Annotated in this window: 19 protein-coding genes; 8 read left to right on the forward strand and 11 right to left on the reverse strand. The window is 36.9% G+C overall.

The window, feature by feature from the left end:
• Positions 1-63: 63 nt before the first annotated feature.
• From ABES02_RS07030 to ABES02_RS07040, 3 genes are all read right to left on the reverse strand, one after another.
• On the reverse strand, positions 64-1,476 hold the full coding sequence (locus ABES02_RS07030) for a SpoVR family protein (RefSeq protein WP_430132523.1): 1,413 nt from the start codon (positions 1,474-1,476) through the stop codon (positions 64-66).
• 90 nt (positions 1,477-1,566) lie between these two features.
• A complete protein-coding gene (locus ABES02_RS07035) occupies positions 1,567-1,884 on the reverse strand; it encodes a DUF3889 domain-containing protein (protein WP_430132525.1) in 318 nt (105 codons plus the stop codon).
• Between the two features lie 61 nt (positions 1,885-1,945).
• The gene (locus tag ABES02_RS07040) at positions 1,946-2,923 is read right to left on the reverse strand and encodes a M14 family zinc carboxypeptidase (RefSeq protein ID WP_430132527.1); all 978 of its coding nucleotides are present in this window, start codon (positions 2,921-2,923) and stop codon (positions 1,946-1,948) included.
• A 135-nt stretch (positions 2,924-3,058) separates the two neighbouring features.
• On the opposite strand from ABES02_RS07040, the gene ABES02_RS07045 reads away from it, so the two are divergent.
• The gene (locus ABES02_RS07045; protein ID WP_430132528.1) at positions 3,059-3,313 is read left to right on the forward strand and encodes a YhdB family protein; all 255 of its coding nucleotides are present in this window, start codon (positions 3,059-3,061) and stop codon (positions 3,311-3,313) included.
• Between the two features lie 96 nt (positions 3,314-3,409).
• On the opposite strand, the gene ABES02_RS07050 is transcribed toward ABES02_RS07045, so the two are convergent.
• Entirely contained in the window at positions 3,410-4,060 is a 651-nt protein-coding gene (locus ABES02_RS07050; RefSeq protein ID WP_430132530.1) for a response regulator, read from the reverse strand.
• 13 nt (positions 4,061-4,073) lie between these two features.
• Positions 4,074-5,189 carry a GAF domain-containing sensor histidine kinase gene (locus ABES02_RS07055; RefSeq protein ID WP_430132532.1) on the reverse strand — a complete coding sequence of 372 codons (1,116 nt, stop codon included), beginning with the start codon at positions 5,187-5,189 and terminating at the stop codon, positions 4,074-4,076.
• A 308-nt stretch (positions 5,190-5,497) separates the two neighbouring features.
• Between ABES02_RS07055 and ABES02_RS07060 the strand changes: the two genes are divergently transcribed.
• Genes ABES02_RS07060 through arsC form a run of 3 tightly spaced genes read left to right on the forward strand, consistent with a single transcriptional unit; the run spans position 5,498 to position 6,951 of the window.
• Entirely contained in the window at positions 5,498-5,845 is a 348-nt protein-coding gene (locus tag ABES02_RS07060; RefSeq protein ID WP_430132534.1) for an ArsR/SmtB family transcription factor, read from the forward strand.
• A 29-nt stretch (positions 5,846-5,874) separates the two neighbouring features.
• Positions 5,875-6,516, forward strand: a complete 642-nt coding sequence (locus tag ABES02_RS07065) for an aquaporin (protein ID WP_430132536.1) — start codon at positions 5,875-5,877, stop codon at positions 6,514-6,516.
• Between the two features lie 15 nt (positions 6,517-6,531).
• The gene (gene arsC / locus ABES02_RS07070) at positions 6,532-6,951 is read left to right on the forward strand and encodes an arsenate reductase (thioredoxin) (RefSeq protein ID WP_430132538.1); all 420 of its coding nucleotides are present in this window, start codon (positions 6,532-6,534) and stop codon (positions 6,949-6,951) included.
• A 126-nt stretch (positions 6,952-7,077) separates the two neighbouring features.
• Here arsC and ABES02_RS07075 read toward each other — a convergent pair whose 3' ends face one another.
• The 3 genes from ABES02_RS07075 to ABES02_RS07085 form a co-directional block, all read right to left on the reverse strand.
• Positions 7,078-7,200 carry a hypothetical protein gene (locus ABES02_RS07075; protein WP_430132540.1) on the reverse strand — a complete coding sequence of 41 codons (123 nt, stop codon included), beginning with the start codon at positions 7,198-7,200 and terminating at the stop codon, positions 7,078-7,080.
• Positions 7,201-7,291: 91 nt separating this feature from the next.
• Positions 7,292-7,462, reverse strand: coding sequence for a hypothetical protein (locus ABES02_RS07080; RefSeq protein WP_430132542.1), 171 nt, complete (start codon positions 7,460-7,462; stop codon positions 7,292-7,294).
• 78 nt (positions 7,463-7,540) lie between these two features.
• The gene (locus ABES02_RS07085; protein WP_430132544.1) at positions 7,541-7,858 is read right to left on the reverse strand and encodes an ArsR/SmtB family transcription factor; all 318 of its coding nucleotides are present in this window, start codon (positions 7,856-7,858) and stop codon (positions 7,541-7,543) included.
• A 565-nt stretch (positions 7,859-8,423) separates the two neighbouring features.
• Here ABES02_RS07085 and ABES02_RS07090 point away from each other — a divergent pair.
• The gene (locus ABES02_RS07090; RefSeq protein WP_430132546.1) at positions 8,424-8,870 is read left to right on the forward strand and encodes an ArsI/CadI family heavy metal resistance metalloenzyme; all 447 of its coding nucleotides are present in this window, start codon (positions 8,424-8,426) and stop codon (positions 8,868-8,870) included.
• A gap of 51 nt (positions 8,871-8,921) precedes the next feature.
• Here ABES02_RS07090 and ABES02_RS07095 read toward each other — a convergent pair whose 3' ends face one another.
• A complete protein-coding gene (locus tag ABES02_RS07095; protein ID WP_430132548.1) occupies positions 8,922-9,791 on the reverse strand; it encodes a cation diffusion facilitator family transporter in 870 nt (289 codons plus the stop codon).
• Between the two features lie 298 nt (positions 9,792-10,089).
• Here ABES02_RS07095 and ABES02_RS07100 point away from each other — a divergent pair, with 298 nt between their 5' ends.
• Together ABES02_RS07100 and ABES02_RS07105 are read left to right on the forward strand one after the other, a co-directional pair.
• Complete coding sequence (locus ABES02_RS07100) at positions 10,090-11,571, forward strand: FTR1 family iron permease (protein ID WP_430132550.1); 1,482 nt, start codon at positions 10,090-10,092, stop codon at positions 11,569-11,571.
• Positions 11,572-11,593: 22 nt separating this feature from the next.
• On the forward strand, positions 11,594-11,968 hold the full coding sequence (locus ABES02_RS07105; protein ID WP_430132552.1) for a hypothetical protein: 375 nt from the start codon (positions 11,594-11,596) through the stop codon (positions 11,966-11,968).
• 114 nt (positions 11,969-12,082) lie between these two features.
• Here ABES02_RS07105 and ald read toward each other — a convergent pair whose 3' ends face one another.
• Both ald and ABES02_RS07115 read right to left on the reverse strand, forming a co-directional pair.
• Positions 12,083-13,216, reverse strand: coding sequence for an alanine dehydrogenase (gene ald, locus ABES02_RS07110; RefSeq protein ID WP_430132554.1), 1,134 nt, complete (start codon positions 13,214-13,216; stop codon positions 12,083-12,085).
• Positions 13,217-13,342: 126 nt separating this feature from the next.
• Positions 13,343-14,581, reverse strand: a complete 1,239-nt coding sequence (locus tag ABES02_RS07115) for a PucR family transcriptional regulator (protein ID WP_430132556.1) — start codon at positions 14,579-14,581, stop codon at positions 13,343-13,345.
• 317 nt (positions 14,582-14,898) lie between these two features.
• On the opposite strand from ABES02_RS07115, the gene alaP reads away from it, so the two are divergent.
• On the forward strand, positions 14,899-16,299 hold the full coding sequence (gene alaP, locus ABES02_RS07120) for an alanine permease AlaP (protein ID WP_430132558.1): 1,401 nt from the start codon (positions 14,899-14,901) through the stop codon (positions 16,297-16,299).
• The last annotated feature ends 175 nt before the right edge of the window (positions 16,300-16,474 follow it).

The following is a 16,474-nucleotide window of genomic DNA, read 5'->3' on the forward strand; positions in this document are numbered from 1 at the left end:
TTTGGGGTTGTTTTTTGTATCTAAAAGGCCATCCCACAATCTGCAGGACAGCTCACTTTAACTTTATAAATATTTCCGATGTACCCCTTTGCCGTCATAGGAAAACAGCATTTTTCTTTCTTCGATGACCGTTTCAATATGAACGGGTCTTCCCCAAAGTTGCTGAACGTATGGTAATACCTTTTCGAGGTATTTTACATCTAATTCAACGCCCTCATACCAGTGCTTTAAGTAAAGTTCACCATTTTTCATATAGTCGCCATCGTTGACGGTAATGTACGGAAACCCACCGTTTACGCGCATATTCACTAATTGGTCGCGGATATGCTCCCACTGCTTATCAACCACTTTATAATCCCGTCCTTGTTTTTGGAAAAGGTACATATCCTCTCTCATCACAAGTTCTTTATTTAAATAATTCCGTAAGAAGGAAATATCTGATTCTACTTCACGAACCTCAAATATTTTCTCCCGGCCGGATCCAGGCTGAACGCCTCTGCGCTTCATTTCCTCGGTCGGATTATTGTAGCGCTCTTCAATGTCCTCAAATATTTTTATACCTAAATAATAAGGATTAATGCCTGTTTTAGAAGGCTGGACAACACCGGCATTCAATTTGGCGAACTCAATTGCCTCACCGCTTGTTAATTCCAATTCCCTTAATATCCGTTGATGCCAATAGGAGGCCCAGCCTTCATTCATAATTTTTGTTTCAAGCTGCGGCCAGAAGTAAAGCATTTCCTCACGCATCATTGTTAAAATATCTCGCTGCCAATCCTCAAGCTCTCTGCTATAAGTTTCAATAAAAAGCAGTAAATCTTTTTCGGGCCTTGGCGGAAATTTCTTTTTCCGAGGCTGTGAAGGTCCTTGTTTTTCCTTTTCATCTAAATTCCAAAGGTCATCATATGGAGTTATAGCCGGGTTTTCATCGGATTCTTCTTCATCATCGCCAATCGACCAAGCAAGTTTTGGTCTCATTAAAGAAGGATCAATATGTTCATCAATCGCCAAAATTGCATCAAGAAAAGTTTCTACTTCTTTTTTTCCATATTGAATTTCGTATTTGTGAATTCTTTCGGCAGTAGCAGCCATGCTTTCTACCATATCCCGCTTAGTATTTTGGAAGCGGACGTTGTTCTTAAAGAAATCACAGTGGGCTAAAACGTGAGCAACAATTAGCTTATTTTGAATAAGAGTATTGGAATCAAGTAAAAAGGCATAGCATGGATTTGAATTGATAACTAGTTCATAAATCTTGCTCAAGCCCAGATCATAATGGAGCTTCATCTTGTGAAATTGCTTACCAAAACTCCAGTGCGAAAACCGGGTTGGCATACCATAGGCACCAAAAGTATAGATAATTTCAGCAGGACAAATTTCATATCGCATTGGATAAAAATCCAGTCCAAATCCCTTTGCAATCTCAGTAATTTCACTAATAGCGTATTCTAACGACTTGCGTTCTTCTCCATTCAATGACCATTCCCCCCTTATCCTCTTACCACAATGTATGAAGAAAAGCTGGGAATGATGAAAAAGAAGCCAAAAAACAATAAGCAAGAGCGCTTATTGTTTTTGAGATTCGACTGTTATATTAAGAATCTTATTATTTGTGGCATCATGACTCACTCTTACAATCACAAAAAAGTTCTGATTTTTTTCTTGCACTTTAAAACGAAAACCATCTTCTACCTTAGTAGCATCAATTTTCTTTCTACCCAAATATTCATAATCCTTGATGGGGTCACCTGGAAAGTCCGCCTGAACGACCGTAATCGCAATCCTTCCGAATTTTTCATAGTCAGGCTTTTGGGCCTCACCTTGCAGGTTCACATAGACTAAAAAACAAAACATAATTACTATAGCAGCTAAAAATTTTTTCAAGAAATTCCCTCCAAAAGAAAGCGTATGAAATTATTTTCTCCAAAATGCCACGCATTATGTATTATTTACTAATTTTTTTTGCTTCATTCGCAAGCTTTAGCCCCACAAATCGATTTCGTTTCCATTCCTTTTTAAAAACAGTTAAAGGTGGGCTAGTTTCCCCAACGAGATAACTAATTTCAATGGTCATGGCTGGTTTGTGATAGGTAGTAATAAACCAATCAGTGAATCCTCCACCCACTGCATCATCAGGGGGAGTATTTAATTTATAGCCCGTTAACTTGGCGATTTTTTTGGAAATTGCTTTATCCCGTGCAAGATTCTTTCCATTTTTATATTTCCAAAAAATTTCTTCCCCAGCTGTATGGTAAGTGACGGCTATAGAAGGGTTTATTTCTTTAATGAATTTTGTTAAGGCTATGACCTCTTTTGCCTGAAGGGGTTTTTCCCCTTTATAAAATTTATAAAACGGTTTTCCGGGTTGTTGATCTAGACTTTCCCAACCAGCAGGATATTGCCTGTTTAAGTCTATACCTACTCCATTTGCTTTCCATCTTTTAAAATGGTTTGAATTATTATTCATCCGAAAAATTTGTTTCTTTTTTTTCTCTGAAAACCGTTTAAAGTTATGCTGTTGAATGGCAACACCATCTGGATTTAGCATCGGGATAAACCAAATTGATACTTCGTCTAAAATGGTCTTTGTGCCGGCCGTTTCCATCGCGTGATATTCATGAGTATAGGTCTCCAGCATTTTCATTAAGAGCATACTTGTCAGCCACTCTCGTCCATGATGGGAGCCAATTAAGACGATATTTTTCTCTCCAGCGCCGAGCTTTACCCCCCAAATATTTTGGCCAAAATGGGTCGTTCCAATTGTTTTCAACTCAACTTCCTCTTTATATTTTTCCTTCAACAGCTTTAGGTCAAGTTCGAGCATCTCATAGGAGTATGGTTTATTAGTAGTAACAATAGCGGCATAGGCTGTGGTTTGAAATGAAAGGAGTAGCACCGACAGTAAAAAAAGAAATTTAAACATATAACCTCCGCTTAATATTTTATACAGGTAAAAGTTGATAAGGGCTCTAGATTAGGGTGTCCAACATTTTCTGTGAAAGTTCTTTTAAAAATGTCATAAAATAATCTCAACTCCTAATAAGGAGGAGATAATCAAATGAATAAAGTGGATTATGATCGAGCGTTATATTATACGCATCGATCCGAATGGGATAATTTGCTGATATTAATGGTACGAACAAAAGATCAATTTTTATCGAAAAAGATAGAACAATTCCTGCATGCTTACAATTTTGAACGTGACTACACCATACTTGAAAAGAAACTATATAACCTGCTTCGTTACATCGACCATGCTAATGAAACTTTTGAAGATGATCCGAATGAGATACCGATGTATAGTCTTTCCTAAAAAAACATGTGGATACAAAAATTGTGAAGAAACATTTTTACAACCGGACCAAAGAATTCCACCAAAAAACACGGCTTCGATACAGAAGCCGTGCTTTTAACTGTTTTTTATGACACCATATCTTACTGCATAAAGGGCTGCTTGTGTCCGGTCAGCGAGCTCAAGCTTTGCTAAAATGCTGGAAACATGGGTTTTTACGGTTTTTTCAGTTATATATAATGATGATGCAATCTCTTTATTGCTTTTTCCGCTAGCGATTTCTTTTAGAACTTCCATTTCTCTTCTAGTCAAATCTTCTAACATTTTTTTTTCTTCATTATTTTTAGAAGAGAATTGGGTTAAAAGGTGGGTCGTTGCTTTAGGATGTAATTGGTTTTCACCCTTCATCAATTGTTTAATCGCTTTAACAAGTTCATCGGGTTCGATATCTTTTAATTGATACCCGGAAGCACCGGCTTCGATTGCTGGAATGACATGGTTTTGGTCAGAAAAACTCGTTAAAATCATAATATTCATACTTGGATGTTTTTCTTTTATTTTTCTTGTTGCCTCAATGCCGTCCATTACCGGCATGACTAAGTCCATTAAGACAATATCAGGTAAAAGGACATCTGCGAGTTCGACCGCTTCTTTTCCGTTTTTCGCTTCACCTATGATTTCAATGTTTTCTTGGGTTTTTAAGAAAAATACCAAGCCTCGTCGGACCACATGGTGGTCATCTGCGATAAGTATTTGGATTTTACTCATTGTTCTTCTCCCCTTAAAAAGGTATCGTTACTTGAATCTTTGTTCCTTTATCTGTTTCGCTTTGTATTTGAAACGAACCGCCTAAAGCCTCCGTTCGGTCCTTCATGCTTTTTAAACCGAGAGAAGGGAGTTCTTTCTTTTCGTCATATTGGAAGCCGCAGCCGGAATCTTTAATTTTAAGGGAAATCCGATTCTCAACAGCATGGATAGAAAGATGAACCGAAGACTCTCCAGAGTGTTTTTTACAATTCGCAAAAGCTTCCTGGCCGATTCTCCATAATGTTTCTTCAATCGTGCTCGGCAAATGGATGACTCCGTTAACGACGACATTTACCTTTAAACCAAGCATTTCCCCGTAGCTACATAACGCACTTACAATCCCTTTTTCCAGTCCCTTTGGCCGAAGCTGCCAAATGAGAGCCCGCATTTCGTTTAAGGCTTCCTGAGCCAAATCCTGAATATAGCCAAAGGTTTCTTTTACATCAGTATCTTTTGTCATTTCTATTCCGCCGCGTGCTGTCAGACTCAAGGAAAAAAGAAGCTGGTTAACGGAATCGTGCAAATCTCTAGCCAGCCTGTTTCGTTCAGTTGTTAAGGCAATTTCTTGTTCCCGTTGAGTAAGGGTGATGCGTTTTAAGGCGGAACCAATTTGCAGGGCAACTGATTCTAATAAAGCTAGTTCCTCATGATTAAACCTTGTTTTATAGGGAGAACCAACATTTAAAAGACCGAATTTTTCGTTTCCCACTTTTAATGGGACAGTTGCGTGATGGGTTAAACCACATGTATCCCCGAGTCCTTTTTCTATGGCATCTTCAATGCGCTTACACTCAATAATATTGGTTGCCTTATCTAATCGGCCTTTATTGTATTTATTAATGCACCAGCAGTCCCCGCTGCACATCGGTGCATAGTTTCTCTCAGATAATGCTGGAGGCAGGTTTTCTCTTGCAGTTAATTCAAAACCGCCTGCATGGTCAATTAGAAAAATCCAGCCCGTCTGCAAGCCTGTAACACTTAGTAATTTTTTGAGGACTTCAGAAAGGATAGACTGGAGGTCTGTACCCTGGTTCAGAAGTTCAGCAATTTCTTTCAGTATTTTTAATTCAGATAGGTGGTTTTCTTTCATTTAATCGGCCTCCAGAAAATTCGAACTCTTTCCATTATTATAACGCTTTTTCTTTTGGGAAGCCTTAGAAGAAAGTACAGCTTTTTCTACGACTATAGTCTGAAAAAGTTAGGAGGTTAAGGACTTTTTTATTTACGTTAACTTAACATTAGGGGTCTTGAATTTTATTTTATTTCATTCTAATATATAAGCAAATAGTTATGTGTTAATGAGCATGTATAATATTTCAACGAAAAATTTGTTAATAAAACCGTATGATTTTTAAATAAGTATATTACTATTTACTTATATGCGGAAGGAAGGAAGTCATGTTGAAATCAATAGTTGAATTAGATCGAGCTGCCAACGCTCTAAAATTATTAGGTGATAAAACTCGTTTAACTATGGTGAAAATCTTAAAACAACGAGAATGCTGTGTTTGTGAATTTCAAGAAGTGTTTGAGATGAGTCAGCCGTCTATCAGTCAGCATCTTCGGAAATTGAAGGATTTAGGATTGGTAAAAGAGGAACGCAGAGGACAGTGGATTTATTATTCCTTGAATCAACAAAGTGATTTATATGGACTTATTGATGATATTTTAGAGCACGTGCCAGTTCAGACAGATAAAATCAAACAAATAGAAAAAAGCAATCCAACGCTTCGATGTGGTTGTTAGCATTTGAATCATCAAGGGGATAACAACAGATGAAAAAAAAGTTAATCAGCGAATTTTTAGGAACTTATTTTCTTATTTTTGCCGGAACAGGTGCAATTGTCATAAATGAAATTACCAAAAGTTTAACACATGTTGGAATTGCACTTACGTTTGGTCTTGTCGTAATGGCATTAATATTTACATTTGGTCACCTTTCAGGAGCACACTTTAATCCGGCTGTTACCATTGGATTCTTAATACATGGTGATATTAATAAGAAGGAAGCATTTTATTATATTGTTATACAAGTCATTGCAGGGATTGCAGCAAGTGCAACGTTGTTATTTTTATTTGGGAACGTTGCTTCATTGGGTACTACCTTACCAAGAGGAACATGGTCACAGTCATTTATTTTGGAATTTATCCTTACATTTTTCTTGATGATGGTTATTTTCGGTTCTGCAGTCCATGGCAAAGCGGTAAAATCCTTTGCAGGAATTGCAATTGGGGCCACAGTGGGTTTGGAAGCCATGTTTGCAGGTCCAATCTGTGGTGCTTCTATGAATCCAGCTAGATCCATTGGTCCAGCATTTGTATCAGGAACGACTCAACATTTATGGGTGTATATTGTCGCGACGATATTAGGAGCAGCTTGTGCGGCATTAATTTATAAGCTGTTACATGAAAAATAAAGGAGAGAAAACAACATGTCTAAAAAAACAATCTATTTTCTATGTACAGGTAATTCATGCCGAAGTCAAATGGCAGAGGGTTGGGCAAAAAAACATTTGCCTGATGAATGGGAAATCAAAAGTGCCGGGTTAGAAGCACACGGATTAAACCCTAATGCCGTAAAAGCTATGAATGAAACAGGAATCGATATCTCTAAACAAACATCTGATGTAATCGATCATGAAATTTTAAATAAAGCTGATTTAGTGGTGACATTGTGTGGACATGCAGCAGATCACTGTCCGGTAACTCCTCCACATGTTAAACGAGAACATTGGGGGTTTGATGATCCTGCTAAAGCAGAGGGAACAGAGGAAGAAAAATGGGCATTCTTTAAGCGTGTCCGTGATGAAATCGGAGACCGTATTAAGCGCTTTGCGGAAACTGGTGAGTAAGATAAAAATTTAGTGAAATAAGTACCAAAGGAAAAAATAATAAAACGGCATGTTATTCACTAAAAAAGGTCACAGAACGTTTCATGTTCTGTGACCTTACCTTTATACAAGGTAAAAAATAAAGCCTTAGATAGTGGACATGACAAAGACTGATAAAACAAAAGTAACTACAAGCTGTTTTTTTAAGATGGATTTTAAAAGAATGACTTCTGGCAAACTTGCACCAGCAGAACTGATAATCATCGCCATAACAGGTCCTCCAAAAAGTCCTTAGATAGTTGTTGATACATAAACGAGTTCTCCTAAAAAATTTATTATTCAAAAAAAGTTGATTTATTAGCTACGCACATTGGCAGCAGGGACTAAGTGGTGTGTTAGATTGAGTGATTAAGGTTTCCGATTTCTCTTTTTCAGAAGGATTAGCGTAGAACTTCCAAGCTTCGCTTGCATTCCTTTCGATTTCTTCCTGACGTAATTTCATCATTTGAAAAACTGTATACTCATTGAACATAATAATTCCCCCTATTAATCAAATTATATTGATATATTAATCAAAAAAAGTTGATTAATTCTATAAAAAAATTTCGCCTCAGGACGGTTTGAAGATACAACAAAGTTCATGTGACAATAAGTGGTTGAGCTCTGCTTGATTTAATTCATAGTAACTCCATGTTCCTCGGGTCTCTTTTGTGATTATATTGGCATCTAATAAAATTTTTAAATGGTAAGACAATTTGGATTGAGCCATATCGACCATTGGAGCTAGATCGCACACACACATGGCACCTTTTTGCGTTAAAATATTCATGATTTGCAGTCTCTTTTTGTCAGCAATTGCTTTAAATTTTAACTCATATTGTTCAAATACTTTTTCTAAGGAAATGTCCTGTAATTTTATTTCATCCATCACTTTTTCACCTTCTTCGTAAATCAAATAATCTTGATACAATCATAATATATCCAATATTTTCATGTGTCAATCTTTTTTATCAAAAAAAATTGATTAAGGCATAGTTCTTTATCTTATATAGAAATTACGTGTGGTGTTATAAAGTATATCAGCCCGAAGAAATTCCAGTGGCGATCGATAAGAAGGTTCTACGTGACCGAAACAGAGATGAAAAGAGGATGTGGGTAACGTAGAAAGGTTCTACGTGACCGAGACCGGGTTGGAAAATAGGAGGAGGGTAACGTAGAAGGGATCTACGTGACCGAAGCTGGGATGAAAGGAGGAATAGGGTAACGTAGAGAGGGTATACGTAACCGAACCCCCATGAAATGAGAATTTGGGTAACGAAGATAGGTCATCAACTGATCAGCATTCATTCCACTAAAGTTATCATCAATTTTTTTTGATTTAGTTCTTGCATTTAGTAAAAATTGCTAATATACTTAACATATAAATCAAAAAAAGTTGATTTATAAAGAATAAATCAAAAAAAATTGATTTATATTAAATATTTGGAGGGATTATGATGAAAATGCATGTTGGGATTAATGTCACTGATTTAAACAAGTCGATTGAGTTTTATTCAAAGGTTTTTCTTTCAGAGCCAGTAAAAGTAAAACCAGATTATGCAAAGTTTTTACTTAATGATCCTGCCCTAAATTTCACATTAAATGTAAAAGAAGCAGTCTCAGGAAACCAGGTTGGTCATTTTGGCTTTCAAGTTGAAAATCAAGAGGAGGTCCTTCAACATAAAGGCCGCTTAGAGAAAATAGGATTTTTTGCCCGAGAGGAAATGGATGTTACCTGTTGTTATGCTACTCAAGATAAATTTTGGGTGACCGACCCTGACGGAAATGAGTGGGAGTTTTTCTATACGAAAGATGATGTGGAATCAATGAAAACCGATTCAGCCTGCTGTAGTTCTCAACCAGTCGAGGTGGAAATAAAAAATTCTACCTGTTGTTCTTAAATTTTAGAATTGCAGCTATCTTGGGTAAATCAAGATAGCTTTTTTTATAGTTTATTTTGGTTCCACGTGGACATGTACATCATAGACATGATGGCGTTTCATTAATTGTTCCTCAACCTTGGATGCTATGTCATGTGCGCTTGTGATATCTAAATTGGAATTAACTAGAATCACAACGTCCACGACTTCGTTATTACCATAACTCCTTGCTTTGATATCTTTAACACCTTTAACTCCGTAACAATCATTTATGGTACTTCTGAAAAGCTCAATTCGTTTTTCATCAAATCCATCAGTCAAATAATGTGACGTATCTCGAAAAATCTCCCAAGCGGTTTTACAAATAAGGAAACCAACAATGATTGCGGTAATGGGGTCCAACCATGGAAGGCCAAATTGAGCGCCAGTAATCCCAATAAAAGTTCCCACACTAACCCAGGAGTCTGAAAGATTATCCTTCGCTGCTGCCATCAAAGATTGACTATTAATCTCCTTTGCTAATCTTTTATTGTACCGATAAACAAGATACATAATTAATGCACAAAAGAGACCTGTCCACGCCGAGACGAAATCTGGAGATTCATTCTTTCCATGAAATAAACTGGTAATCGCTTCATATACAACTTGAATTCCAACAACCATCATAATAAAAGAGGCCACCATTGAAGCGACTGATTCGGCTTTCCAGTGCCCATAGGGATGGTCATCATCAGCTGGTCGTTGGGATAATTTAAGGCCAATCAATACGGCAACCGAGGCAACAATATCCGAGGTATTATTTAATCCATCTGCTTTTAAGGCTTCAGAATGAGCCAAATATCCAACGGTCAATTTTAATGCTGACAAACAAATATAAGCAATAATGCTAATAACCGCTCCGCGCTCTCCTTTTTTTAAGTCCAGATATGCTTGCTCTTCCATACGTTCACCTACTTTTATCTCCTTAAATATATTATCCAACTAAAATATCATGTGGGTCTAGAGAAACCTTTTGTCATCTTTCTAACTTTATAAAAGGGATGAAAAAGTGTTTTCCTAGGTAAACAATTTATTGAGAAGATACGAAAGAAGAGAATAAAATAATATTCACATTTCTGTCAAATTGTAAGAAAAAATCTAATTGACAATCATTATCATTAGAAATACAATAAGAATTGTAATAATGATATTGAAATTCGTTCTCAATTAAAAAGGTTTCATTTTCAATTAGGGGGATCTTATGAAAAAAAATCTATTACTCAAAATATCTATCCTTCTATTAATTTTTGGGTTTGCATTACATAATCCTGCTCTAGCAGCTGAAAATTCCAGTGAAGCTATAAAGAAGGCTGAGGTATCGGTTGATCAAGCAATTGAATTTGCTGAAAAGGGAGACTTTACAAGCGCCCAGAAATCCTACGATCAATTTAATAAAACTTGGAGAGAAATTGAGGAAGGGATTAAAGCTGATTCGGCCACTGCCTATCGGGATATTGAATCCAATATGGGAAAGGTTGTCTATGCTTTTACCATTAAAAAACAAGATCAAGTTATACAGGCTTTAAATGATTTAAAGACTGTTAATGAGAAAGTAGCAAGTGGTGGTTATCCAAAAGAACCTGGATTTCAGAAAGAGGACATCTCTTTAGATGATTTTATCCTGCTCCTACAGGAAACAAAGAAGGAAGTACAAGAGGAAAATCAAACCCAAGCACTTGAAGGAATTAAAAAGGCAAGTAGCAGCTGGTTAAGCGTTGAGGGAGTAGTTGTTGCACAATCTGCCTCCGTATATAGCGATTCCGAAAGAGACTTGGTTACCGTCCAGGCTATGCTTAATGCAAATCCGCCCAATTATAAGCAAGCTAATCAAACCATTGAAAACATGGTAAAATACTTAACCCCTTTAGCTGAGAAATCTAGTTACACTTATTGGGATGCGGCTATGATACTCATTCGTGAGGGTTTAGAAGCATTGCTCGTGGTTATCGCCCTTATGTCTTTTGTTAAGAAATCAGGAGAGACAAATAAAGGAAGAGGCTGGATTTGGGCCGGGGTATTAAGCGGACTTGGAGTAAGTGTAGTTCTTGCCATCATTGTAAAATTTGTTATTTCCTCTGGTGCATTTGGAAATAATAATGCACTTATCGCTGGATGGACCGGAGTTTTTGCAGCTGTGATGCTATTATATATGAGCTATTGGCTTCATAGTCAATCTAATATCGCTGACTGGAATCGTTATATTCGTGAGAAAAGCCAGACGGCATTAACCACTGGTAAACTTGTTTCTTTAGGTGTTCTAGCCTTTCTTGCCGTGTTTCGTGAAGGAACAGAAACCGTATTATTTTATATCGGAATGGCGAGCCAAATTAAACTTCAATCGTTATTAATTGGCTTTCTTATCGGGGCAGCAATACTTGGAATCCTCGCTTATTTAATGGTTTTTGTTGGTTTGAAATTACCGCTTCGTCCATTCTTTATGGTTTCAAGTTTAATCGTATTTTATCTGTGTATTAAGTTTACAGGCATGGGAATCCACAGCTTACAGTTAGCTGGATTTATCCCCACAACCAATTCCGAAAGTATTCCGAGCCTGGAATTTTTCGCCCTTTACCCTTCATGGGAAAGCACCATTCCACAAGTAATTCTTGTACTAGGTGCCGTAATTATTCTTTTATCAAAGCAAATGAAAAGTAAAAAGCTGATGACAGCAAACAATAATTAATAGTGAAAGTAGGAAACTGATTATGAAAAAGGTAACTTCAATGGTTTTAGCATTTGGTCTTGGAAGTGCATTATTTTTAGCTGGCTGCAGTTCAAATGATTCTAAAGTCTCTGACGGTGTAAATAAAATGTTAGATACTACGGAAAAGTTATCCCAAGCAATTGATAGCGGTGACCAGGCTAAAGTGAAAGAAGTTGGACCAAAATTAGAAGATCAATGGTCTTCATTTGAAGATGATGTCAAAAAAGACAATAAAGACCTGTACGAGAAAATTGAAAAGTATCTTGACCCAACCATTGCAGGTTCAGAAGCAGCTACACTCGATAAAGAAGCATTAGGTAGCCTAAATGATCAACTTTCAGATTCATTGAAAGAACTAGCTGAGAAGACTAAATAATTCGAAAGAAGAGACTACTAAGATAGTCTCTTTTTTAAGTTCTCTATCTGTTTTTTAGCAAAATCACGATCAAAAAGGCAGCTGTCATCAGCTGCCTTTTTACCCATTATTAGATTAGATTGCTGCTAGTTCTTTTTGAAGAGCAGCCTCCACATTTACATACTCATAACCAAGATCCTTAGCTACCGCTTCGAAAGTAATTTCGCCGTTAGCAACGTTTAAGCCTTGTTTTAATGCATCGTTTTCAGCAATTGCTTTGTAAACACCTTTATTAGCAATTTGTAATGCATATGGAACAGTAACATTTGTTAATGCAATTGTTGAAGTTCTAGGAACTGCACCAGGCATATTAGCAACTGAGTAGTGAATAACTCCATGCTTTTCAAAAGTTGGGTTGTCGTGAGTTGTAACATGGTCAATTGTTTCAACAATACCGCCTTGGTCAATCGCAACATCCACGATTACTGAGCCAGGTTTCATTGATTTTACCATTTCTTCTGTTACCAGTTTAGGCGCTTTTGCACCTGGAATTAGAACTGCACCTATTAATAAGTCAGCTTCTGCCACTGCTTCTGCAATGTTGAATGGGTTAGACATTAATGTTTTGATTTGATTTCCGAAGATATCATCAAGCTGGCGCAGACGGTCAGCACTTAAATCGATGATCGTAACATCGGCACCTAATCCGATAGCCATTTTAGCAGCGTTCGTACCAACAATACCACCGCCAATGATAGTAACTTTACCGCGATTTACACCTGGAACTCCAGCAAGAAGAATGCCAAGTCCGCCATTATTCTTTTGCAAGAACTGTGCACCAATTTGTGCTGCCATACGTCCGGCTACTTCACTCATTGGAGTTAAAAGAGGAAGTGTTCTGTTTACGGTTACTGTTTCATATGCAATTGCAATGACACCGCTGTCTTTAAGAGCTTGAGCAAGTGGTGGCTCAGCAGCAAGATGTAAATAGGTAAATAGAATTAAACCTTGACGGAAGTACTTGTATTCACTTGTAAGAGGCTCTTTTACCTTCATTATCATGTCAGCTTTAGTCCAAACTTGTTCAGCGCTGTCGATAATAGTAGCGCCTGCTTTTGCGTAATCTTCATTATTGAAACCGCTTCCAATTCCGGCACCTGATTCTACTAAAACAGTATGACCTGCATTTAAAAATGATACTACACCAGCTGGAGTGAGTGCGACACGGTTTTCATTATTTTTAATTTCTTTAGGTACACCAATAAACATAACCTTATTTCCTCCCTAAAATAAATGAAATTTTCCTATGGCTAAAGTATAAAATGTTTGCCGGGAAATTTCTTTGTGAGGAACGGAGAAAGATTACTAAGGTTTTTGGGGATTTTCACAAAACGTTCAAATCCCTCGATATTTTTCTAACTTTAAATCTAAGTAGAGCAGCATTTTTTGATTTGGATCCTTAAAATTCACTTCGCCAATTTCAGTAATACGTTTCAAGCGATAGTTTAACGTATTAGCGTGGACATTCAATTCCTTTGCGGCATCATTAATGTTATTATCATTATTTAAAAAAATCTCTAATGTTTCTACGAGATTGCTATTATGTTTTTTATCATAGTCATGTAATTTCTTTAATGAGTAATTTTCATACTCTTCATTTGTTCTTTTTTCCAAAAGAAGATCTAAGAACTGATAAATGCCAAGCTTTTGATAGTTGTAAATGTCTTTTGTTTCACCTGGGAATTTTTGTTTAATTGATAAAACGGACAATGTCTCCTCATAGGCTTGTCTAATTTTTAGATAATCCTCATAAATACCGCTCAAAACAGGGGTGATATCTTTAACTCCATATCGCTCCCGCATTTTATCCACAAAAACCTGGGCGAATTGTTCAAGCTCTGTTAGAGGGTTTTCTAAACCTTCAGCGGTTACTAACAAAATGAGTTGATTACAGTCTATGGTGTGGAGCATAATTTTCATCCGCTGATTTGTTTTTAATAGGTAGGAGATGTTTTGCTCTTCTTTACTAGTAATGTTTTCTTTAAATTGAAAAACTAAAACTGCGAAGGAAGACGAAGCATTTATTTGCATGGTATGGAAGTTTTCCAATATTTCTTCCTGAACATTCAAATGCCCCGTTAAAAGTTTCCAAAAGAATTCTTGGGATCGCTCTTCCTTTTTATTTTTCCGCGTCTGAAGTTGCAGGAGTTTATTTTTTGCCGCATCAGCAGCTTTTTTTAATTGTATGAAATCATCTTCCGTTAACGATTTATCGATTTCTAATGCCCAAATAAAGCCGATTACCTCTTCTTGCTTCCAAATCGAGATAGCCACTCTGTTGCTTAGACCTACATCGTCTATGTTTTTTACACGAATCGGATCCTTCGTTTTAAGGAGAGCTGGGATTGTTCCTTCTTTCCATAATTGGTTAATAACCTTCTCTGGAACTCTTCGTCCGATAATTGTCGAGATTCGTGCAGGATCTGTTCGTTCATCGTGAGTACTATAGGCGAGAAGGCGATGATTAGCATCTTCAATCGTCACAGGACATTTTAAAACCTGACTAATGAGGTCGGCAAATTCATCTAAACTATCAAATGCCGTTTTGAAAGGATCGTGTAATCTAGTATTCAAACTGAAAACCTCCACTATGGAAGAATTAAGATAATTCCCTTTGTTTAATTTTACAAAATAATGCCGAGAATTTCTTGTTTTTTTACAAAAAAAATCGTTCGCAATAATGTTAAAATAATTTCGTGTAATATTCAAAAAAATAATTATTTTAAAAATTCTATTTTGAAAGCGTTAACAATTAGAAAAAAGGGAGGGCGGAGCACCCATACTTTATACCGTTGTGTTAAAATAAATAACATTGTTACTATTGTAATAAAATCAAATGAAGTGGGATGAAAGAGAATTAGAAGTTTATTAATCAGGGGGAGATTAATTATATGAGCAAAAACACTCATGGGAAAGAACTTCATCGCGGTTTAGAGGAAAGGCATATTACTTTGATGTCATTAGGGGCAGCCATTGGGGTCGGACTGTTTTTAGGTTCTGCATCGGCAATTAAAATGGCTGGACCGGGAATTTTAATTGGATACGCCTTTAGTGGCATGATCATGTTTTTTATCATGAGAGCGCTTGGGGAAATGGCGATTCAAAAACCTGTTGCGGGCTCTTTCAGTAAATATGCACGTGATTATTTGGGACCGCTTGCAGGATACATAACAGGCTGGAATTATTGGTTTTTATGGGTCGTAACCTGTATGGCCGAAATTACGGCTGTCGGAATTTACATGGAGTATTGGTACCCTGGTGTTCCTCGTTGGATTTGGGCACTGGCTGCACTTGTTATTATGGCAACTGTAAACTTTCTAGCAGTTAAAGCTTACGGAGAGTTAGAATTCTGGTTCGCTCTTATTAAGATTGTCACAATACTTGCTATGATTATTGTAGGCGCAGGAATGATATTCTTTGGTTTAGGTAATGGCGGCATCGCAACTGGAATAAAAAATCTATGGGAACATGGAGGGTTATTCCCAAATGGAATAAAAGGCGTACTACTTTCCTTACAAATGGTTATGTTTGCCTACCTTGGTATTGAGATGATTGGGGTAACAGCTGGAGAAGTAAAAAATCCAGAGAAGTCACTGTCAAGAGCGATTGATTCTGTGTTCTGGCGAATCCTAATTTTTTACGTAGGTGCCCTTTTTGTCATCATGTCGATTTATCCGTGGGAAGAAATCGGTACAAAGGGAAGCCCGTTTGTTCTAACCTTTGAAAAAATCGGTATTCCTGGAGCAGCTGGAATCATTAATTTTGTTGTCCTAACAGCAGCGCTTTCATCGTGTAACAGTGGTATTTTTAGTACAGCACGGATGCTTTTTAACCTCGCTGAGCACGGGGAAGCACCTCAGAATTTCTCTAAAGTTACAAAAAACGGTGTTCCTGGAATTGCCGTATTAGCTTCAGCGGGTGCTCTATTAATTGGGGTAGTATTAAACTATATCGTCCCTGCAAAGGTTTTCACATGGGTGACTAGTATTGCAACATTTGGAGCGATTTGGACATGGGGAGTAATTCTTTTATCACAAATTCGATACCGTAAAACATTAAAGCCTAATGAAGTAACGAATTTAAAATATAAGGTCCCACTTTTCCCGATAACTTCTTATATTTCATTAGCCTTTTTAGCCTTTGTAGTTGCCCTTATGGCATATAATCCTGATACAAGAATTGCTTTAGTGATTGGTCCGTTATTCCTTGTTTTCTTGGTTGCGGTTTATTACTTAAAAGGATTCCATAAGAGATACTCAGAGCAAGCTTTAAATAAAAAACAAGTTAGCTAAAAAAATGAGGCCCAAATTTTTGAGGGCACTGAAAAAGTCCAATTCCAAAAAAGGCAGTTGAAAGTTCAATTGAATTGAACCTTCAACTGCCTTTTTATTTTATAATTAATGATATTAAATATATGTAGGTGATTTTCCAAAATGATTACAAACCAAGAATCTCTCAATCTTAGTC

It is taken from the genome of Neobacillus pocheonensis, assembly GCF_050477905.1.
GTDB classification, from domain to species: Bacteria; Bacillota; Bacilli; order Bacillales; family Cytobacillaceae; genus Neobacillus; species Neobacillus pocheonensis_A.